The sequence below is a fragment of the Acidovorax sp. YS12 genome, from assembly GCA_021496925.1.
Classification (GTDB): domain Bacteria; phylum Pseudomonadota; class Gammaproteobacteria; order Burkholderiales; family Burkholderiaceae_C; genus Paenacidovorax.
In genome coordinates this window covers 1,654,461-1,672,566 of sequence record CP053915.1, presented here as the reverse complement: position 1 = coordinate 1,672,566, position 18,106 = coordinate 1,654,461, and the positions used below count along the sequence as shown (strand labels likewise).

Below are 18,106 nucleotides of genomic sequence, written 5' to 3'. Positions count from 1 at the left end.
TCTCCGGTGGCGTGGTGCATGAAAACTCCTGTTTTGATAGCTGCTGGCGCTTGTCCATCAAGCGTTGCGGGTCGTTTTGGCACGTGATCGCCGCCAGCCCAGCAGCCCCACGGGCAGCGACAGCAGCAGCACGCCCCACTGCGACAGCGTGGGAATGGCCTGTGCCCCGGCGGGGGGCGCGGCGCCCAGCAGCAGCGGGGCGAAGGGGTCGGCGATCACGCCGGGGGCGGGGTCGTTGTCGCCGTCGCCGTTGTCGGCCACGGTGTAGGCCACCGTGTCGCCGCTGGCCGCGCCGTGGGCGAACCAGCCCGTCTGCCCGCCGTGCGGGCCGTGCTTGTGCGGCGCCAGGCCCGCCAGGCTGCCCGTGGGGTAGCGCACCTGCACCTGCAGCGTGGCGCCCGTGCAGCCGGTGGCGGCAAAGCGCAGCACGCCCAGCGGGGCGGTGGCGCGGGCCGGCAGGCCGTCGGCCGGGGTGGCGTTGTCCAGCGCCAGGCGGGCGAACGTGCAGCCCGCCGGGCCGGCGACGCTGACCGTGGCCGTGCCGCCCGAGACGGGGAAGGCGGCGGCGTCCACCTGGTGTGCCAGCGCGGCCGAGGCGGCGGCGTGGCCGGCGTCGCCCGCGTAGCTGGCGGTAACGCCGTGTGCCCCCGTCAGCGGCGTGGCGGTGCAGGTGTACGGCGCGGCGGGCACGGTGCACAGGGTGGCGGTGCCGTCCTTGAAGGTGACGGCGCCCGTGGGGCTGGCCGCGCCGGAGAGCGTGGCGGTGAAGGTCACGGGCACGCCTGCCGCGCTTGGGCTGGCGGGGCTGGCGGCCAGCGCCAGCGCGGTGCTGGCCATGAAGCGGGCCGACACCATGGCGTCGCGCCCGGGGCTCGCCAGCGTGCAGGTGCTGCCGCTGGCGCCAGCGCAGTCGTCGCCCCAGGCCGCGAGCACGTAGCCGGGCTCCGGCTGGGCGGTGCAGGTGGCGGGCGCGGCGCTGCTGACGGTGGCCGGGCAGTCGATGCGGCCTTGCGCGGCGGGCGGCTGCTGCACGCCCACCCGCCATACGCCGGGGATGCGCGCCAGCGTGATGGCGATGGCGCAGTCGCTTTGCATGTTGAGGACGGTGACGGTGTTGCGGTCGGTCAGCCCGCTCTTGTCCACGATGGGTTGGCAACTGCCGTCGGTCGTGCTGGTGCTGGCGCTGTCCACCTGCCAGCCGGGGCGGGGCGTGACGGTGAAGGTGGTGCCGGTGGCCTGGGGCAGGTGGCGCCGCTCGGCGGGCGCCAGGGCGGAAAAGGCCTCGGGCGGCTGCGCCGTGGCGGTGGCGTGGTAGCCGCTGCCGCCGCGCACCAGCCGCAGTGGGTTGCCGCCGGGGGCGACGATGGTGGCGCTGGCATTGCTGCTGCCGAAGTCCACGGCAAAACTGACCATCCCCGGGATCAGGTCCACCGCCCAGAACACGCTGGCAGGGGTGTTGGGGAAATCCGTCGCGTAGGTGTAGGGCGCGCCGCCGGCGCCGGGGTTGTGCAGGGCGGCCAGTTCGCTGTAGCCGGGCCTGCGCCAGTCGTTGTAGCCGTTGCGCCCGGCGCCGCCGTTCTCGGCATTGGCGGCAGCGATGGCGGCGGCAAGCTGGCTGGCGGTATAGAGCGTGGCCGTGCCGGTGCAGGTGCCGCCGCTCCACTGCTGGCCTTCGGCGCAGCGTTGCCACATCTCGTGCGTGGCCTGGGGGCTGGAGTTGCCGTTGACGAGGATGCTGTCGTCGCCCGCCACGGGCATGAAGGGCTGGGCCTGCGCCAGCAGCGGCGCGGCCAGGGCCAGGGCCAGGGTCAAGGCGAGGGGCGTGGTGGGCTGCATGGGTTACTCTTTTTTTGATAGCTGCTGGCGCTTTTCTGGTGGGCGCTGGGGGCGGAAACACCGTTGAACCAGGTGCGTGTGGGGAGGCATCGTAGGGATTCGTGGCGTGTTGCGGTATCCCTGAAATTGGGTAATTTGAGGGGGTGGGGCGCCGTGGCGGCGCGCCTGCCTCAGTACCGCCGCCACGGCGCGGGCCGGCGCAAATTACCCAATTTCAGGGATATGCCGCCGGGCCGGGGTGGCCTAGGATGGCGCCTGCCTTGCACTCCCCGTTGCCGACGCCGCCATGCCATGACCGTTGCCCTTCCTGCCCCCGAATCCGTACTGCCCGCGCCCGTGCTGGTGGTGGAAGACGAGCCGCTGCTGCAGCAGCGTTTGCGCGGCGTGCTGCTGGCGCTGGGCTACGCGCCGGACGCGCTGCTGTTCGCGGCCACGCTGGCCGAGGCGCGCGCCGGCCTGGCGCAGCAGCCCGTGGCGCTGGCGCTGGTGGATTTACAACTGCCCGACGGCAACGGGTGCGATCTGATCGCGCAGCTGCGCGCCGACGACCCTGGCCTGGGCATCCTGGTGGTGTCGGCCTGGAGTTCGGAGGACGCGATTCTGGGCGCGCTGCGCGCCGGGGCCACGGGCTACGTGCTCAAGGAGCGCGACGACGTGGAGGTACAGCTCTCCATCCGCAGCGTGCTGCGCGGCGGCGCGCCAATCGACCCGTTCATTGCGCGGCGCATTCTGCAACTGCTGCCGGCGCCTGCGCCCGCGGCGGCGGGCGCGGCCCCGGCCGAGGCGCTGAGCGAGCGCGAGGGCGAGATCCTGCGGCTGGTGGCCGATGGCCTCTCGAACCGCGAGATCGCCGAGCAGCTTTTCCTGTCGCGCTACACGGTGGAAAGCCACGTCAAGCGCATCTACCGCAAGCTGGCCGTATCGTCGCGCATGGGCGCGGTGAGCGCGGCGCGCACGCGCGGGTGGCTGGGCTGATGCGGCGGCTGGGGTTGTGGCTGGCGCTGTGGCTGCTGGCGTGGCCCGCGGCATGGGCCGACGGGATGGAGGCCGTGGCCTGCGCGCCGCGCATCGTGTCGGCGCAGGCCGCGCGCTCGGCCGATGGCGCCCGGCCGGTGCAGGGGTGGGAGCGCGTCACGCTGCCCGACAGGTGGGGGCGCCGCTGGCCCGGCTACAGCGGAACGGTCTGGTACCGCATCGACTGGGAGCGCGCGGACTGCGCGCCTGCCGCCCTGGGCCTGGGCATCGACGGCATCGGCAGCGCGGGCGAGGTGTTCATCAACGAGGACCTGCTGTGGCGCGACGCCTCGCTGGCCGAGCCGCTCTCGCGCAGCTGGAACGTGCCGCGCTGGTGGCTGCTGCCGGCGTCCACCCTGCGCGCGGGCAGCAACACCGTGTGGGTGCGCGTGGTGAGCGTGGCCGCGCTGTCGTCCGGCCTGGTGGGCACACTGCGCCTGGGCGATGCGGCGGACGTGGCGCGCGCGCAGGAGCAGGCCCAGTGGCGCCAGCGCACGGTGTACTTCGTCAACGCCGTGCTCGCCGGCATGGCGGCGGCGCTGTTCCTGCTGGTGTGGGGCCTGCGGCGGCAGGAGCGGGCCTATGGCTGGTTCGCCCTCATGTCGCTGTGCTGGCTGGCCTACCTGAGCACCTACCTGGCCGACACGCCCTGGCCTTTCGCCGATTCGCTGGACCGCGCGCGCGCCAGCCTGGTGGCGCTGGTGGGCTACGTGCTGTGCGCCTGCCTGTTCACCTTCCGCTTCGGCGCGCAGCGCCTGCCGTGGGCCGAGCGCGCGCTGTGGCTGCTGGCGGCTCTGGGTGCGGCGGCGGCGTGGTGGGCGCCGCAGGGCGCCGAGAGTGCCTGGTTCGCTGCCATCTGGCGCGGCGCCATGGCGGTGTTCCTGCTCAACGGGCTGCAATTCCAGTGGCATGCGTGGCGGCCGGGGCGCGGCGTGGCGCAGCGGCTGCTGGCGCTGTGCTGGCTGGTGCTCGTGGCGGTGGCGCTGTTCACGCTGGGCCTGGTGCCGGACGTGTGGCACGTGGCGCGCAACTGGGCGGCGCTCAGCGGCATTGCCACCATCGTGCTGGTCATGCTGCTGCTGGGCGGCCAGCTGGCGCAGCAGATGCGCAGCGCCGAGCGCTTCCAGCGCGAACTGGAGGCGCGCGTGGCCGAGGCGCGCGCCGAACTGGCCCACGCCGTGGCGCGCGAGCATGCGCAGGCGCTGGACAACGCCAAGCTGCAGGAGCGCATGCAGATCGCGCACGACCTGCACGACGGCCTGGGCGGCAGCCTGGTGCGCGGCATGGCGCTGCTGGAGCAGGCGGGCGGGCAGTTGCCCGGTGAGCGCGTGCTGTCGCTGCTCAAGACGCTGCGCGACGACCTGCGCCAGGTGATCGACCACGGATCGAGCGCGGGCGCCACCGTGCCCGCGACGCCGGTGCAGTGGGCCGCGCCGCTGCGCCACCGCGTCACGCGCATCCTCGACGAGATGGGCGTGGCCAGCGAATGGCGCATCGCCGCGCAGTGGCGGGGCCCGGTGGAGGAGGGCGGCTGCCCGAGCGCGCTGCAGTGCCTGCTGCTGACGCGGCTGGTGGAGGAGGCGCTGTCCAACGTCATCAAGCACAGCCAGGCGCGGCGCGTGTGCGTGGAGTGCGCGTTGCCGCTGCCCGGGGTGTTCGTGGTGCGCGTCGAGGATGACGGTCGGGGCTTCGACGTGGACGCCGTGCAGCGCGCGGGCCTGTCGGTGGGCATGCGCAGCATGGCGGCGCGCGCCGAGCGCATGGGCGCGGTGTTCCAGGTGGCGTCCAGCGCGGGGGGCACGGCGGTGAGTGTGGTGCTGCGCATGCTGCCGGGCAGGCCCGGGAGTGAACATGCCGAATCAGGCGCCAGCCCTTTCCAGCAAAGCGCGAGCAGCTACTGAAAGAGAAGCAGGAAGCCTGTCAGGGTGCGGGCGCTCAGGGGCCGCCGGGCTCCGGCCGCGTGAGCTGCCACGCCACGCGCCCGAGCCAGCCCAGCGCCGCCAGCGCGGCCAGGCCGGTCAGCCAGCCGCCCAGGCGCGCCTGGTCGTCCAGCAGGTAGGCGTTGCACAGGCGCAGCGGGGCGTCGCGGTAGAGCTGGCCGGCCACCGCCGTCATCGGCAGCACGTTGCCCAGGAAGAAGCCCTGCACCACCCGCCCCGCCGGGCGCCACGACAGCCGCAGCGCCGCGCCCGCGAGCAGCAGCGCGGCGTGCTTGGCCAGCTCCACGCCCGCGTCGCGCAGCGCCAGGTCGAGCGCGCGCGGCACCATCAGCACCGCCAGCACCACGCCCGCCAGCACCAGGCCGCTGATGCCGTGGGCGTTCCAGCGCGCCACGGCGCCGCGCGCGCGGGCCGGCAGGGCGGCGGCCAGCAGCGCGCCCGCCAGCAGCAGCAGCGGAAACTGCAGCACCATGTGGCGCCACATGCTGGCCTCCAGCGCCTGGCGCGGCCCGGGCAGGGCCAGCAGCGCGAGCAGGGCCAGGCCGGCCAGGCCCGGCTTCACCGGGGCCCCCGCGCCAGGTGGCGCGCGTAGTCCAGCGCCAATTGCTGCTCGGCCAGGTCGAACACGCGCACCATGCGCCCGCGTGCGTCGAACACCAGCAGCGCGGCGTTGTGCTCGAAGTCGCCGCGCCCGTTGGGCACGACCACCACGCCCAGGCGGCGCAGCAGGGCCTGCTGCGGCCCGGCGCCGGGCACGCGCACGAAGCGCCACAGCGCCGGGTCGGCGCCCAGCGAGCGGGCGTAGGCGCGCAGCGCGGCGGGGTCGTCGCGCGCGCCGTCGAAGCTGATCGACAGCAGGCGCACCCCCGGCGCCGCGCCCGCCTGGGCGTCGGCCCGCAGCGCCGCCTGCAACTGCTGGAAGCTGCCGCCCAGCGACAGGCACACCGTCTCGCAGCGGGTGTAGATGAAATCGGCGATGGTCACGCCGCCGCCCTCGGCCAACAGCGCGGGCAGCGTGGCGGCGGCCACGCCGGGGCCCTGCACGGGCACGGCGGGCGCGGCCACGGGGTGCAGCGCCACCGCGCGGCGGCGCGCGCTTTCGTCGGTCCAGGCCTGGAAGCCGTGCGTCAGCCAGGCCGCCGCCGCCCAGCCGCACAGCAGCAGCACGGTACTGAGCAGGGCGGTGCGCAGCATTTCAGTAATCCATGGCGCTGCGCGCCACCCGCAGCGCATGAAACCGGCGCGGCCCAAGCGCGGGCAGCCGCGCAAGGGCCGCCCCGCCGCGCTGGCTGCGTCCCCCTGCCCGCATGGCGCAGCCATGCGAGAGCGGGGGGAAGGCCCGCAGGGCCTCAGGGGGGTGTCGTTTCATTGAGCGCCGCCTCGCCCTCGAACGGGACCGTGCGTCCGCTGGCCTGGCGCTCCTGGGCGAACAGGCTGGCGGGCACGGCCTCGGCCTGGTTCGACCAGCTCGAACGGATGAAGCTGGCCACGCCGGCCAGCTCGGCGTCGCCGAGCTGCTGGAAGCTGGGCATGGCGCCCTGGTACGCGATGCCCTTGACGTGGATCTCGCCCGTGATGCCGTGCAGCAGGATGTTGGCGAGCACGCGCGCGTCGCCCCGCACCCATTCCGAGCCGTCGAGTGGCGGGAACACGCCGGGCAGGCCCTGGCCCGCGGCCTGGTGGCAGGCGGCGCACTGCGCGGCGAACACGGCCTTGCCGTCGGCGGTGGCGCCCGCCGCGGCGGGCGCGGGGCCGGCGAGGTCGGCCGGCGTGCGCCGGTCGCCCAGCGCGGCGGGCCCCGGGGGCTCGGTCAGGAAGATGTAGGACACGCCGAACAGCACCATCGCCAGCGTGATGAGCGCGGCGGCCAGCGGCACGGGGCGGATGCTTTCTTCCGGGTCGGCGTTCTCGCGCGCCTGCGCGCGGTGGGCGGGGTCGTGGGGCGTGGTGTCGTGGATGGGAGGCATGGCGTGCGCCTTCGTGGGGTGGGTCGCGCTCATCGCGGCGCGGGCGGCAGCACCGGGTAGCTGCGGTTGAGCGCCTGCAGGTAGGCCACGAGGTCCAGCGCCTCGGGCCGCGCCACCACCACCTGGCCCGGCGGGCCGTAGCCCGGCGGCAGCTTGAGCGTTGCGTCGCCCGGCTCGGCGGCGGCCTTGGCCTCGAACAGGTAGGGGTAGGCGGGCATGATCGAGCCCGGCACGTAGGCGCGCGGCTGGTACAGGTGGCCCAGGTGCCAGTCCTTGCTGGGCTGGCGCACGCCGATGTTCAGCAGGTCTGGCCCGGTGCGCATGCTGCCCAGCAGGTGCGGGCGGTCGTACACGTAGTCGCCGGGCACAGAGGCGCGGCCCCAGCCGCGCTCGAAGTCGGGCGCGAAGCCCCTGTCGCGCGGCTGCTGCGTGTGGCAGTAGACGCAGCCGTTGGCGATGTACACGGCGCGCCCGCGCAGCGCGGCGCTGCTGTAGGGCTTGAGCCCCTCGGGCGCCTGCACGTCGCGCACCTGGATGTAGGGCAGCACCACCAGCGCGGCGGTGGCCAGGCCCACGGTGACCATGGCCCCCGCGGCCAGCTTGACTTCATTTTCCATGGGCGAACTCCACCGCGGGCTGCGAGAACAGGGCGGCGCCCGTGCGCTGCGGCCCGAAGCGCAGCGCCATGGCCAGGACGTGGCCCACGAAGACCAGGTGGCTGGCGAGCATGAGCGCGCCGCCCGCGCTGCGCCACTGCAGCCAGGGCAGGGTGACGGCGACCGAATCCATGAAGGGGCGTGTGGCGTCGAGCATGTAGGTGCCCTGCAGCCAGCCGCCGATGGTCAGCCCCGTGAAGTAGATGCCGATGCCGGTGGCCGCGAGCCAGAACTGCAGCGCGATCAGGCGCGGGTACGGCCACTCCCAGCCCAGCACGCGCGGCAGCATGAAGTAGATGGCGCCGAACAGCACCATGGTGACGAAGCCGTAGGCCCCCAGGTGCGCGTGCGCCACCGTGAAGTGCGTGAAGTGCGTGACCTGGTTGACGGCGCGCAGTGCCTCGAACGAGCCCTGCAGCGACGAGAGCATGTACATCAGCCCGCCGAACATCATGAAGCGCAGCGTGGGCGATTGGCGCGCCAGGTGCATGCGCCCGCGCAGGGTGCCCGCCATGTTGATGCTGAAGGCCGCCACGGGAATGACCATCATCATGCTCTGCACGATGGACAGCGTGACCAGCCAGCCCGGCACCGGCCCGCCCACGAGGTGGTGGCCGCCCACCTGGCCGTAGAAGAAGGCCAGCGTCCAGAACCCGAGGATGGACAGGTTGTACGAGCGCACCGGCCGCCCGATGACCTTGGGCAGGAAGTAGTAGATGGCGCCCACGCTCACCGGCGTGAACCACAGGCCCAGCACGTTGTGGCCGTACCACCAGTTCATGGTGGCCTGCTGCACGCCGAAATGCACGCCCGGCAGCTTGGCCACGAGGAACAGCAGCGTGATCCACAGCAGCGCCGCGACGTGGTACCACACGCTCACGTACAGCGACTCCACCTGGCGGCGCGCCAGCGTGTACAGCGCCGGGCCGACGATGCACACCATGCCCGCGACCACGAACAGGCCGATCTGCCAGGGCATCTCCAGGTACTCCATGCCGTCGTTCCAGCCCGCGCCGATGGCGCCGATGGCGCTGGCGATGCCGATGTTCAGTAGCGCGCCGCCCAGCATCACCCACATGGCGCCGGCCAGCGGCGTGCGCAGCAGGCGCGGCAGCAGCCAGACGATGACGCCCAGCGCCGCGTTGGTGATCCAGCCGTAGAGCACGGCCGTCAGGTGCACGGTGCGCACGCGCCCGAAGGTCTGCCAGGCTTCGCCCGTCAGCCAGTCGGGCATGTGCAGCTTGAGCGAGGCGGTGAGCCCGGCCACCGAGCCCAGCAGCAGCCACAGGCAGGCGAAGGCGATGAACATGAACACCGGGAAGGCGCTGGAGCGGTCGGCGGCGATGCGCTGGGCCAGCGCCTGCGGGCCGGGCGCATGCGCGGCGTCGCCCGGCGTGGCGTCGCCCGGCTCGGCGGCGGCGGCCTGCAGGCCGGCCTGGGCCGGGGCCGGGAGCGCCGGGTCGTCCACCCGGCCGATTTCACCGGGCGCGAAGATCACCGACGCGGCCTGGGGGTTCTCCACCAGCAGCCCCTTGCGCATCGACCAGATGAAGACGAACAGCCCCATGATCGACAGCAGGAAGGCGCCCAGCAGGCTCAGGATGGCACTGTCCATGGGGTGTTTCCTTTCTTCTTGCGGCCAGGGCGCGGCGGGCGTCCTGGTTTGATGCAGCGCAGGGCGGCTCGGGCAACCCTGTGCTAACGCTTGGCGGGGTGAATATTAAGATTCATTTGAAATGATTGTTTTTGCGGCGCGCAAGCCCCTGGGGCCGGGAGTGTTACCGCCCGGCGGCGTGCCAGGGCGTGGCGGGCGCCGGTTTGGGCACAATGGGCCCCTTTGCAACCTGCCTATACCGTGAACGTGCATGCAACCTGGGGCCTTGCTGCCCTGCTGGCGTGGGGAGCGGGCCTGGCCCAGGCCGGGGGGGGCGTGCCCGCCGCCGCAGCGGCTGCATCGGCCACAGCGGCCCCTTCCCTGAGCTTCGCGCAGGCGCAGCAGCTCCTGCTTTCCAATTCCGACCAGCTCGCCGCCGCCGCCAGGGCGGTGGACAGCGCCCGCCTGCGCCGCGAGGGCGTGCAGGGGCTGGGCGGGCCCTCGGTGGCCGTCACCGGCATGGCCTACCGCTACGCCGCCAGCGCCGACATCGACCTCGACCCCGCGCGCCAGGCGCTGGGCGGCATCGTCAGCATGCTGCCGCCGCCGCTGGACGGCGCCATCTCCCAGCTGCCGCAACTGCCGCCCAACTACACGCTGGAGCGCCAGGACACGCGCACCTCGGGCAGCGTCTCGCTGCTGTGGCCGCTGTACATCGGCGGGCTGGGCGACGCCGTGCGCAGCGGCTTCGCGGCCCAGGCCGACGAAGCGCAGGCCGACGCCAGCGCCGACGCGCAGGGACTGCAGTCCCTGCTGGTGCAGCGCTACTTCGGCGCGCAGCTGGCCGAGCGTGCCGCGCGCCTGCGCGAAGCGGCGCTGGCCACGGTGCGCGAACACGACGACGCCGCCCAGCGCATGCTGGCCACGGGCGTGATCTCGCGCCTGGAGCGGCTGCAGGCCCAGGCCGCGCTGGCCGACGCCGCGCAGCAGGCGCGCAAGGCGCGCGACGAGGCCCAACTGGCCGCCACGGCGCTGGCGCGCACGCTCAAGGCGGTGGCGCCGCTGCGCCCGTCCAGCCCGCTGTTCGTGGCCAGCCAGCCGCTGCCCGCGCTGCAGGGTTTCATCGACGCGGCGCTGGAGCGCCACCCCGGCCTGTCCAAGGTGCAGGCCAAGCGCCGCGAGGCCACCGCGCTGCACGATGCGCAGGAGGCGCTGCGCAAGCCGCAGGTGCTGGGCTTCGGCCTGAGCGACATCCGCACCGGCGGCGGCAAGCCCAACTGGGTGGCCGGCGTGGCCGTGCGCTGGACGCTGTGGGACAGCGTGGACCGCGACCAGCTCGCCGCCTCGGGCCAGCGCAAGATCGAGCAGGCCGAGCTGACCGAGCAGCAGGCGCGCAGCGACATCGCCCTGCTGGTGGAAAAGAACTGGCTGGCCGTGGAGCACGCGCGCACCCAGTACCTGGCCCAGCAGGCGCAGGAAGACCTGGCGCGCGAGCTGCTGCGCCTGCGCGAGGCCAGCCAGCGCGAGGGCACCGGCACCCTGCTGGAGTGGATGGACGCGCGCGTCAACCTCGCCAAGGTGCAGACCGAGCGCGCGCAGACCGCCCACCAGTACATCCAGGCCCTGGCCGCGCTGCTGCAGAGCACCGGGCAGAGCGATGCGTTCGGCCGCTACATGGCCGAGGCCGATATCCAGATTCCTTCCGACGCACCATGACCGCATCCTCCTCTTCTTCGCGCACGGGCCTGCCCTGGGTTCTCGGGCTCATCGGCGTGGCCGTGCTGGGCTTCGTCGTCTGGGGCTTCTGGCGCGCCGCGCAGCCGCCGGCACCGTACTTCCAGGGCCAGATGGAGGCGCGCGAGGCCGATATCGCGCCCAAGGTCACGGCGCGCATCGCGCGCGTGGCCGTGACCGAGGGCCAGCAGATCCAGCCCGGCGACCTGCTGGTGGAAATGGACAGCCCCGAGGTGCGCGCCAAGCTGGCCCAGGCCCAGGCCGCCAAGGACGCGGCCCAGGCCGTGGCCGACAAGGCGCAGCAGGGCGCGCGCCCGCAGGAGGTGCGCATGGCGCGCCTGGCCTGGCAGCGCGCGCAGGCCGCCGCCGAGCTGGCGCAGACCTCGTACCGGCGCGTGCAGAGCCTGTACGACCAGGGGCTGGTGTCGGCGCAAAAGCGCGACGAGGCGCACACCAACTGGCGCGCCAGCGCCGCCCAGGCCGAAGCCGCCCAGGCGCAGTACGACATGGCCGCCAGCGGCGCGCGCGCCGAGGACAAGGCCGCCGCCGCCGCCCAGGCGCGCCAGGTGGACGGCGTGATCGCCGAAGTGCAGGCCGCCGAGGCCGAGACGCAGCTGCGCAGCCCCGTGGGCGGCGAGGTGGCCAAGGTGCTGGCCAAGGAGGGCGAGCTCTCGCCGCAGGGCGTGGCCGTGGTCACGGTGGTCGATCTGCGCGACCAGTGGGTGGTGCTGAACGTGCGCGAGGACCAGCTCCAGCGCTTCGCGCTGAAGAGCCGCTTCACCGGCCGCCTGCCCGGGCTGGGCGGGCGCGAGGCGGAGTTCGAGGTCACGTACCTGGGCGTGCTGCCCGACTTCGCCACCTGGCGCACCACGCGCGGCAGCCAGGGGTTCGACGCGCGCACCTTCGAGGTCCGCGCGCGCCCGGCCGCCCCCATTGACGGCGCGCGCCCCGGCATGAGCGTGGTGGTGGTGCAGTGAGCCTGTTCGCCGCCAGCCTGCGGCGCGAGGCGCGGCTGCTGCGCGCCCGCCCGTGGGACGCAGCCATGCTCACCTGGGTGCCGCTGCTGGCCATGGCGCTGCTGTGCTGGATCTTCGCCGCCGGCCAGCCCTACCGCCTGCCCATCGCCGTGTGGGACGAGGACCATTCGGCCCTCTCGCGCCAGCTCGTGCGCATGCTGGAGGCCACGCCCGGCCTGGCGCTGCGCGTGCAGGCCGTGAACCGCGCCGAGGCCGCCGGCGCGCTGCAGCGCATGGCGGTGTACGGCGTGGTGCACATTCCGCCCGGCATGGCGCGCGACGTGAAGCAGGGGCGCGGCGCCAGCGTCACGCTGCTGCACAACGCGCAGCTGGCCACCGCGTCCAGTCTGCTGCAGCGCGACCTGCGCCAGGTGGTGGGCACGCTCTCGGCCGGCATCGAGATGCAGGCCGCCGCCAAGCGCGGCACGCCCGCGCAGGCGCTGCAGGCGCGCATGGAGCCGGTGAAGACGCAGCTGGTGGCGCTGTTCAACGTCTCCACCAACTACGAGCAGTTCCTGGCCGCCGCGCTGGTGCCGGCGCTGGTGCACATCCTGGCCATGACGGCCGGCGCCTGGAGCGTGGGGCGCGAGCTGCGCGACCGCACCGTGGCCGACTGGCTGGGCGCGCGGGCCTCGCCCGCGCAGGTGCTGGCCGCGCTGCTGGGCAAGCTGGCCGTGGCCTTCGTGCCGCTGTGGGCCTGCGCCATGGCCTGCCTGCTGTACCTGGCGCAACTGCGCGGCTGGGCCGTGGCGGGCAGCATGGCCTGGATCGGCACCGGCCTGGCGGCGCTGGTGGCCGTGAGCCTGGCGGCCGGCGCGGCGCTGGCGGGCGTCACGCTGTCGCTGCGCACGGCGCTGTCGGGCGCGGGCCTGCTTTCTGCCCCGGCGTTCGCCTTCAGCGGCGTGGCCTACCCGCTGCTGGCCATGGGCGAGGGCGCGCGCACCTGGGCGCTGGCCATGCCCTACACGCACTACGCGCGCCTGCAGCTCGAACAGTGGCAGATGGGCGCGCCCGTGGCGCACAGCCTGTCCGTGGCCGGCGGCCTGCTGCTGGCCACGCTGGCGCTGCTGCTGGCGGCCACGGCGGGCCTGGCGCGCGGGCTGCGCCTGCCGCACAAGTGGGGCGGGCGATGAGGCGCAGGAACTTCTGTTTTGATAGCTGCCCGCGCTTGCTGCATAAGCGCTGGGGCCGTTTTTTGTTCAAAAAATCGCGGGAGGGCGGCTGACGTGGCGCCCTCCTTCCTGGCCCTGCTGGGGCAGCAACTGCGCACGCTGCTGCGCGACAAGGGCGTGGCCCTGCTGGTGGTGGGCGCGCCGGTGCTCTACGGTTTCTTCTACCCCTGGTTCTACGCCACACAGGTGGCGCAGCGCGTGCCGGTGGCGGTGGTGGTGCAGGACAGCTCATCGCTCGGCCGGCAGATGCTGCGCTTCGCCCAGGCCAGCCCGCGCATCGACCCGCGCCTGGTCACGGGCGATGAGGGCGAGGCCCAGGCCGCGCTGCTGCGCGGCGAGGTCATGGGCTACGCGCTGCTGCCGCGCGACCTCAAGCGCGACGTGGTGCAGGCGCGCAACGTGGTCGTGCCCGTGTACGCCAACGGCGCCTACCCCATCGCCAGCAAGCAGGTGCAATACGGCTTTGCCGAGGCGTTCGGCACCGTCTCGGCCGGGGTGGAGCTGCGCCGCCTGCAGGCCGGCGGCCAGAGCGCGCCGCAGGCGGCGGCCAGCCGCGCGCCGGTGGGCCTGCAGGCCGTGGCGCTGTTCAACCCCACCGAGGGCTACGGCAGCTTCGTGGTGTCGGCCGTGGCGCTGCTCATCCTGCAGCAGACGCTGCTGATGGGCGGGGCGCTGTGGGTCGGCACGCTGCGCGAGCAGGGCCAGGCGCGGGCAGGCGCGCGCACCTGGCTGGCGCGCCTGCTGGCGCTGTGCGTGCCGGGCTGGCTGGCCGGGCTGTTCTACTTCGGCTGGATCTTCGTCTGGCAGGACTACCCGCACGGCGGCAACCCGGCCGGGGCGCTGGCGCTGCTGGCCGTGCTGGTGCCGGCGGTGGCGGGCTGCGCCAGCCTGCTGGGCTGGTGGCTGGCCGACCGGGAGCGCGCCATGCAGGTGGTGCTGTTCACCTCGCTGCCGCTGGCGTTCCTGGGCGGCTTCACCTGGCCGGTGGAGGCGCTGCCCGAGCCGCTGCAGTGGCTGCGCTGGCTCTCGCCGAGCACGGCGGGCATCCAGGCCAGCCTGCGCCTGAACCAGATGGGCGCGCCGCTGGCGGCCGCGCTGGCGCCGCTGGCCTGGCTCGCGGCCATGGCGCTGGGGTCGTGGGGCGCGGTGCTGTGGCTGGGGCGGCGGCGGTGATCGTTCAGGCGACTTGTTCCGCGTCGCCTTCAGCCATGCCATGTGCCATGGCCTGGAGCTGGCACGTGGTTTTCCAGTTGCGCATCGTCATCGGCACGCCCAGCAGCCGCTCGGCTTGCGCCGCCAGCCGCGACCGGCCAATGCCCTCGGGCGCGTGCAGGTAGAACACGGCGGCATCCAGGTGGAAGCGCTCGCTGTCCTTGCGCAAGGCGGCAAGCCCCGCCAGATCGGGCCGGGGCGGCGGCGCATCGAGAAAACCCAGGTGCACGCTGCCTGGCGCCTGCGCCGCAGCGGCGGCGAACGGGTTGCCCGCGATGGCCTGGTCCAGCGCCGCGCGATGGAGCAGCAGCACCTGCGGCGCGAAACCGTGGCGCTCCAATATGGCAGCGGAAAGCGCGCGTGCCAGCGGCGCGAGTGCGTTCGTGGGCGGCTCGAACACGGCATTGCCGCTTTGGATGTAGGTGCGTACCTGGCGCGCGCCCAGGGCTTCGAGCAGGGCAGCCAGCGCGTGCATGGGCAGGATGCCGCGCCCTCCCACATTGACGCCGCGCAGCAGCGCGATGGCCGTGTCTGTCGCCGTGTGCGGGGCCATGGCTGTCAGGCGCCGCCGCGCGGCGCGAACATGATGATGCCCATGCCCGCCAGCGCCACGGCGCAGCCCACGGCGTCCCACGCCGTGGGGCGGATGCCATCGACCACCCACAGCCACAGCAGCGCCACGGCGATATACACCCCGCCGTAGGCCGCGTACACGCGCCCGGCGGCCGTGGGGTGCAGCGAAAGCAGCCAGGCGAACAGCGCCAGGCTGGCGGCGGCGGGCAGGAGCAGCCAGGCGCTCTTGCCCTCCTTGAGCCACAGGTAGGGGAGGTAGCAGCCCGCGATCTCGGCGAGCGCGGTGACGAAGAACAGACCCAGGGTTTTCAGCAGGAGCATGGCGCGCATGCTACACAAATGCGAGCTGCTGGCGCTTGCCCCGCTTGGGCTGAGGGGCAAAAGAACAGCACACTAGAACGGCAGCGTGATGCCCAGCGCCGACAGCACGGCCAGGACCAGCACGCAGACGATGAGCGCCGTGGCCACCGCCACGCTCAGCTGAAACAGGAGGGCGCCCACTCCGAGGGCCGCCGCGACCGCCGCGAAGCGCCGGGGCTCGCGCGCGACAGCCGACACCGCTGCCAGCACGATGGCCAGGGCGCCGAACGTGGCCGCCGCTGCCGCCAGGACGCTGTACCAGTCGGTACGCCGCGCAGGTTCCTGGTACGCCACGCCTTTGGCCTTGGCGGCGATGCGCGCCTTGACCTTTTCGGCCGTGCTGACGATCACCTTGTCGAGCGGCTCCGGGGGCAGAAGCACCGGCAGCACCCACAGGGGCAGGACGGCGGCCAGCACGGCCAGGCAGCCGAACAGGGTGGCGCTGAGGCCGAACCAGGGGCGACGGATGGAGGCGGTCATGGGGCGTTCCCTTGCCGATGTGATCGGGCGCCGTGCTCCCGCGAGGCACGCCATGGGCAGGCATGGCGCGAGGCAACGGCGCGGCAGACTATCAAAAAAATAGCTTCCAGCGCTTGATGCACAAGCGCTGGAAGCTATTTTTATCCGAATTTCCAGGCTTACCGCGCCGCTGCCTTGGCGTTGTCCAGCCAGCCGTCAAAGGTCTTCTGGTGCGCGCGGATCCAGCCGTCCACGTGGCGTTCGATGTCGGCGTTCTGGTTCTGGCCGTTCTTCATGGCCAGGTTCTGCGCGTTGATGTCGGCCACGGGCAGTTGCATCACCTCGAACAGCCTGGCGGCGGCCGGGTTCTTCTCGGCGAAGGCCTTGTTGGCGACGATTTTCTGCGTGTTCAGCGGAAAGCCGTAGTTGCGCCCGTCGGGCAGGGCGGTTTTCAGCCCGGCCTGGTCGCCGGGCAGCGCGGTAAAGGGCACCTGCAGCCAGACCACGTCCTTGCCCGGGCGCAGTTCGGCGCTGACCCAGTACGGCGTCCAGGTGTAGTACAGCACCGGCTGGCCGGCCTTGAAGCGGGTGATGGTGTCGGCCATCAGCGCCGGGTAGCTGCCCTGCACGTGGGTGACCGTGGCGCGCAGGCCGTAGGCGGTGAGCTGGTGCTCGATGGCGGCCTCGCAGCCCCAGCCGGGCGTGCAGCCGGTGAGGTCGGCCTTGCCGTCGCCGTTGGTGTCGAACAGCTTGGCGATCTGCGGGTCCTTGAGCTGCGCGATGCTGGTGATCTGGTGCGCGTCGGCGGTCTTCTTGTCGATCAGGTAGCCCTGGGCGGCGTTGGTGGAGTAGGCGCCCTTGCGCCAGAGCTTGGCGTCGCCGCCGGCGTTCTTGTAGAAGTCGGCGTGCAGCGGGTCCCAGTGGTCGGCCATGAAGGTGGCGTCGCCGTTGGCCAGCGCGACGTGGGCGGTGGCGTACTCGATTTCCTTGATGGGCTGCACGTCGTAGCCGAGCTTCTGCAGGCCGCGCATGACCAGCAGGGTCTGGAAGGTTTCTTCGGCAATCGAGCTTTTCAGCGGCTGGACCTTCACGCCCTGGCCCGGCAGTTCGCTGGCCTGCGTGGTCAGGGTGAAGGCGGCGCCGAGGGCCAGCAGGGCGGTGGCGGCGGCAGGGCGCAGGAGGCGCGGCAGGATGTGGCGCAGATCGGTCATGGTGTGCTCCTTGTTGAGTGGCGGGGGAATCAGTGGTGCGGGGCCGCGTGCGGGGCCGCGTGCGGGGCGGTGCCAGGCGGGGCTGCGGGCTGTGCGGGGCGCAGCAGCGGGGCGAGCAGGCGCAGCAGCAGGCCCGCGGGGCCGGTCTGCCACCAGTGGCGCACGCCCTTGGCGCTGTCGCGGCGCGTCTGGCCCATGGCCTGGGTGAGGCGGTCGAGCGTGATGGCCAGCAGCACGATGCCCAGGCCGCCCACGGTGGCCAGGCCCATGTCGAGGCGGCCGATGCCGCGCAGCACCATCTGGCCCAGGCCGCCCACGGCGATCATCGAGGCGATGACCACCATCGACAGCGACAGCATCAGCGCCTGGTTGATGCCGGCCATGATGGACGGCATGGCCAGCGGCAGTTGCACCTTGGTCAGCAGCTGCCAGGGCGAGGCGCCGTAGGAGCGCGCCGCCTCCACCAGGTCCGGGCGCACCTGGCGGATGCCCAGCGTGGTCAGGCGCACCAGCGGCGGCAGCGCGAACACGATGGTGACGATGACGCCCGGCACGTTGCCGATGCCGAACAGCATTACCACCGGCACCAGGTAGACGAAGGCGGGCGTGGTCTGCATCGCGTCGAGCAGCGGGCGCACCCAGCGCTGGGCGCGGTCGCTGGCGGCCAGGGCGATGCCCAGCGGCAGCCCGATGGCGATGCAGAACACCAGCGAGGTGAGCACCAGCGACAGCGTGACCATGGCCTCGGGCCAGATGCCCAGCAGCGCCACCAGCGCCAGCGACACCACGGTGCCCAGGGCCAGGGCGCGGCCCGCGAACTGCCATGCCAGCAGGCCCAGCAGGGTGATGAGGGCGGCGGCGGGCAGGCTGGTCAGCAGGCCCTCGACCCAGGCGAGCGTGCCGTCGATGGGCGCGCGCACGCTCTGGAAGAACGGGCGGAAGTGCTCCACCACCCAGCCCAGGCCCTGGTTGATCCAGGCCTCGATGGGCAGGGTGCCGTCCAGCAGCTGCTGCAGCGCCGACGGGTCGGTGCTGGCGAGCGCGTCGGGCGAGGCGGCGTCCTGCAGGGCGTGGGCCGCGCTGGCGGTGTGGTCGGGCGCCGCGAGCCAGTCGGGGGAGGTGCTGGCGGCGCCGTAGGCGGCGTCAGGCTGCACGGTGCTGGCGGCGGACCAGGGGTCGGCCGAAGGATCGTTGGCAGGGGCCGCCGTGGCGGGCGCCGCCGGCGCGTCCCAGGGCGAGGCTTCCATGGGCTGCTCCATGGGCTGCGCTGTGGCCCCGGGGCTGGCGCCCGCGTCCCAGGGCGTGGCGGTGGCCAGGGCGGGCGGTGCGTCGGGGGCGGTGGGTGGAGTCAGTGGCGCGTTG

At 73.2% G+C, this 18,106-nt stretch carries 17 protein-coding genes; 6 read left to right on the top strand and 11 right to left on the bottom strand.

What is annotated here, in order from left to right; translation table 11 throughout:
• Positions 1 to 57: 57 nt before the first annotated feature.
• On the bottom strand, positions 58 to 1,836 hold the full coding sequence (locus tag YS110_07595; GenBank protein UJB64618.1) for an IPTL-CTERM sorting domain-containing protein: 1,779 nt from the start codon (positions 1,834 to 1,836) through the stop codon (positions 58 to 60).
• Between the two features lie 291 nt (positions 1,837 to 2,127).
• Between YS110_07595 and YS110_07590 the strand changes: the two genes are divergently transcribed.
• Both YS110_07590 and YS110_07585 read left to right on the top strand, forming a co-directional pair.
• On the top strand, positions 2,128 to 2,811 hold the full coding sequence (locus tag YS110_07590; protein ID UJB64617.1) for a response regulator transcription factor: 684 nt from the start codon (positions 2,128 to 2,130) through the stop codon (positions 2,809 to 2,811).
• The gene (locus tag YS110_07585; GenBank protein ID UJB64616.1) at positions 2,811 to 4,751 is read left to right on the top strand and encodes a histidine kinase; all 1,941 of its coding nucleotides are present in this window, start codon (positions 2,811 to 2,813) and stop codon (positions 4,749 to 4,751) included. The genes YS110_07590 and YS110_07585 overlap by 1 nt, the downstream gene beginning before the upstream one ends.
• 34 nt (positions 4,752 to 4,785) lie before the next feature.
• Here the strand turns inward: YS110_07585 and YS110_07580 are convergent, their stop codons facing one another.
• The 5 genes from YS110_07580 to YS110_07560 all read right to left on the bottom strand — a co-directional run bounded on the left by YS110_07580 (position 4,786) and on the right by YS110_07560 (position 9,028).
• On the bottom strand, positions 4,786 to 5,394 hold the full coding sequence (locus YS110_07580; protein UJB67391.1) for a hypothetical protein: 609 nt from the start codon (positions 5,392 to 5,394) through the stop codon (positions 4,786 to 4,788).
• Positions 5,349 to 5,984, bottom strand: a complete 636-nt coding sequence (locus YS110_07575; GenBank protein UJB64615.1) for an SCO family protein — start codon at positions 5,982 to 5,984, stop codon at positions 5,349 to 5,351. The genes YS110_07580 and YS110_07575 overlap by 46 nt, the downstream gene beginning before the upstream one ends.
• Before the next feature lie 155 nt (positions 5,985 to 6,139).
• Complete coding sequence (locus tag YS110_07570; GenBank protein UJB64614.1) at positions 6,140 to 6,757, bottom strand: c-type cytochrome; 618 nt, start codon at positions 6,755 to 6,757, stop codon at positions 6,140 to 6,142.
• Between the two features lie 29 nt (positions 6,758 to 6,786).
• The gene (locus YS110_07565) at positions 6,787 to 7,374 is read right to left on the bottom strand and encodes a cbb3-type cytochrome c oxidase subunit II (protein ID UJB64613.1); all 588 of its coding nucleotides are present in this window, start codon (positions 7,372 to 7,374) and stop codon (positions 6,787 to 6,789) included.
• Entirely contained in the window at positions 7,364 to 9,028 is a 1,665-nt protein-coding gene (locus tag YS110_07560) for a cbb3-type cytochrome c oxidase subunit I (GenBank protein UJB64612.1), read from the bottom strand. Before YS110_07560 ends, YS110_07565 begins: the two co-directional genes overlap by 11 nt.
• 240 nt (positions 9,029 to 9,268) lie before the next feature.
• On the opposite strand from YS110_07560, the gene YS110_07555 reads away from it, so the two are divergent.
• From YS110_07555 to YS110_07540, 4 genes are all read left to right on the top strand, one after another.
• Positions 9,269 to 10,723, top strand: a complete 1,455-nt coding sequence (locus YS110_07555; protein UJB64611.1) for a TolC family protein — start codon at positions 9,269 to 9,271, stop codon at positions 10,721 to 10,723.
• Positions 10,720 to 11,718, top strand: a complete 999-nt coding sequence (locus YS110_07550; GenBank protein UJB64610.1) for an efflux RND transporter periplasmic adaptor subunit — start codon at positions 10,720 to 10,722, stop codon at positions 11,716 to 11,718. The genes YS110_07555 and YS110_07550 overlap by 4 nt, the downstream gene beginning before the upstream one ends.
• Positions 11,715 to 12,890 (top strand): ABC transporter permease, encoded by a 1,176-nt coding sequence (locus YS110_07545; protein ID UJB64609.1) that lies wholly within the window; start codon positions 11,715 to 11,717, stop codon positions 12,888 to 12,890. Before YS110_07550 ends, YS110_07545 begins: the two co-directional genes overlap by 4 nt.
• A gap of 93 nt (positions 12,891 to 12,983) precedes the next feature.
• Positions 12,984 to 14,102: an ABC transporter permease gene (locus YS110_07540; GenBank protein UJB64608.1), complete on the top strand. Its 1,119-nt coding sequence runs from the start codon at positions 12,984 to 12,986 to the stop codon at positions 14,100 to 14,102.
• 4 nt (positions 14,103 to 14,106) lie between these two features.
• Here the strand turns inward: YS110_07540 and YS110_07535 are convergent, their stop codons facing one another.
• The 5 genes from YS110_07535 to proW all read right to left on the bottom strand — a co-directional run bounded on the left by YS110_07535 (position 14,107) and on the right by proW (position 17,991).
• Complete coding sequence (locus tag YS110_07535) at positions 14,107 to 14,694, bottom strand: DUF1697 domain-containing protein (GenBank protein ID UJB64607.1); 588 nt, start codon at positions 14,692 to 14,694, stop codon at positions 14,107 to 14,109.
• A 5-nt stretch (positions 14,695 to 14,699) separates the two neighbouring features.
• The gene (locus YS110_07530; GenBank protein UJB64606.1) at positions 14,700 to 15,035 is read right to left on the bottom strand and encodes a YnfA family protein; all 336 of its coding nucleotides are present in this window, start codon (positions 15,033 to 15,035) and stop codon (positions 14,700 to 14,702) included.
• 72 nt (positions 15,036 to 15,107) lie between these two features.
• A complete protein-coding gene (locus tag YS110_07525; GenBank protein ID UJB64605.1) occupies positions 15,108 to 15,554 on the bottom strand; it encodes a hypothetical protein in 447 nt (148 codons plus the stop codon).
• Positions 15,555 to 15,712: 158 nt separating this feature from the next.
• Positions 15,713 to 16,744, bottom strand: a complete 1,032-nt coding sequence (gene proX / locus YS110_07520; GenBank protein ID UJB64604.1) for a glycine betaine/L-proline ABC transporter substrate-binding protein ProX — start codon at positions 16,742 to 16,744, stop codon at positions 15,713 to 15,715.
• Positions 16,745 to 16,773: 29 nt separating this feature from the next.
• Positions 16,774 to 17,991: a glycine betaine/L-proline ABC transporter permease ProW gene (proW, locus tag YS110_07515; protein UJB67390.1), complete on the bottom strand. Its 1,218-nt coding sequence runs from the start codon at positions 17,989 to 17,991 to the stop codon at positions 16,774 to 16,776.
• Positions 17,992 to 18,106 lie beyond the last annotated feature (115 nt).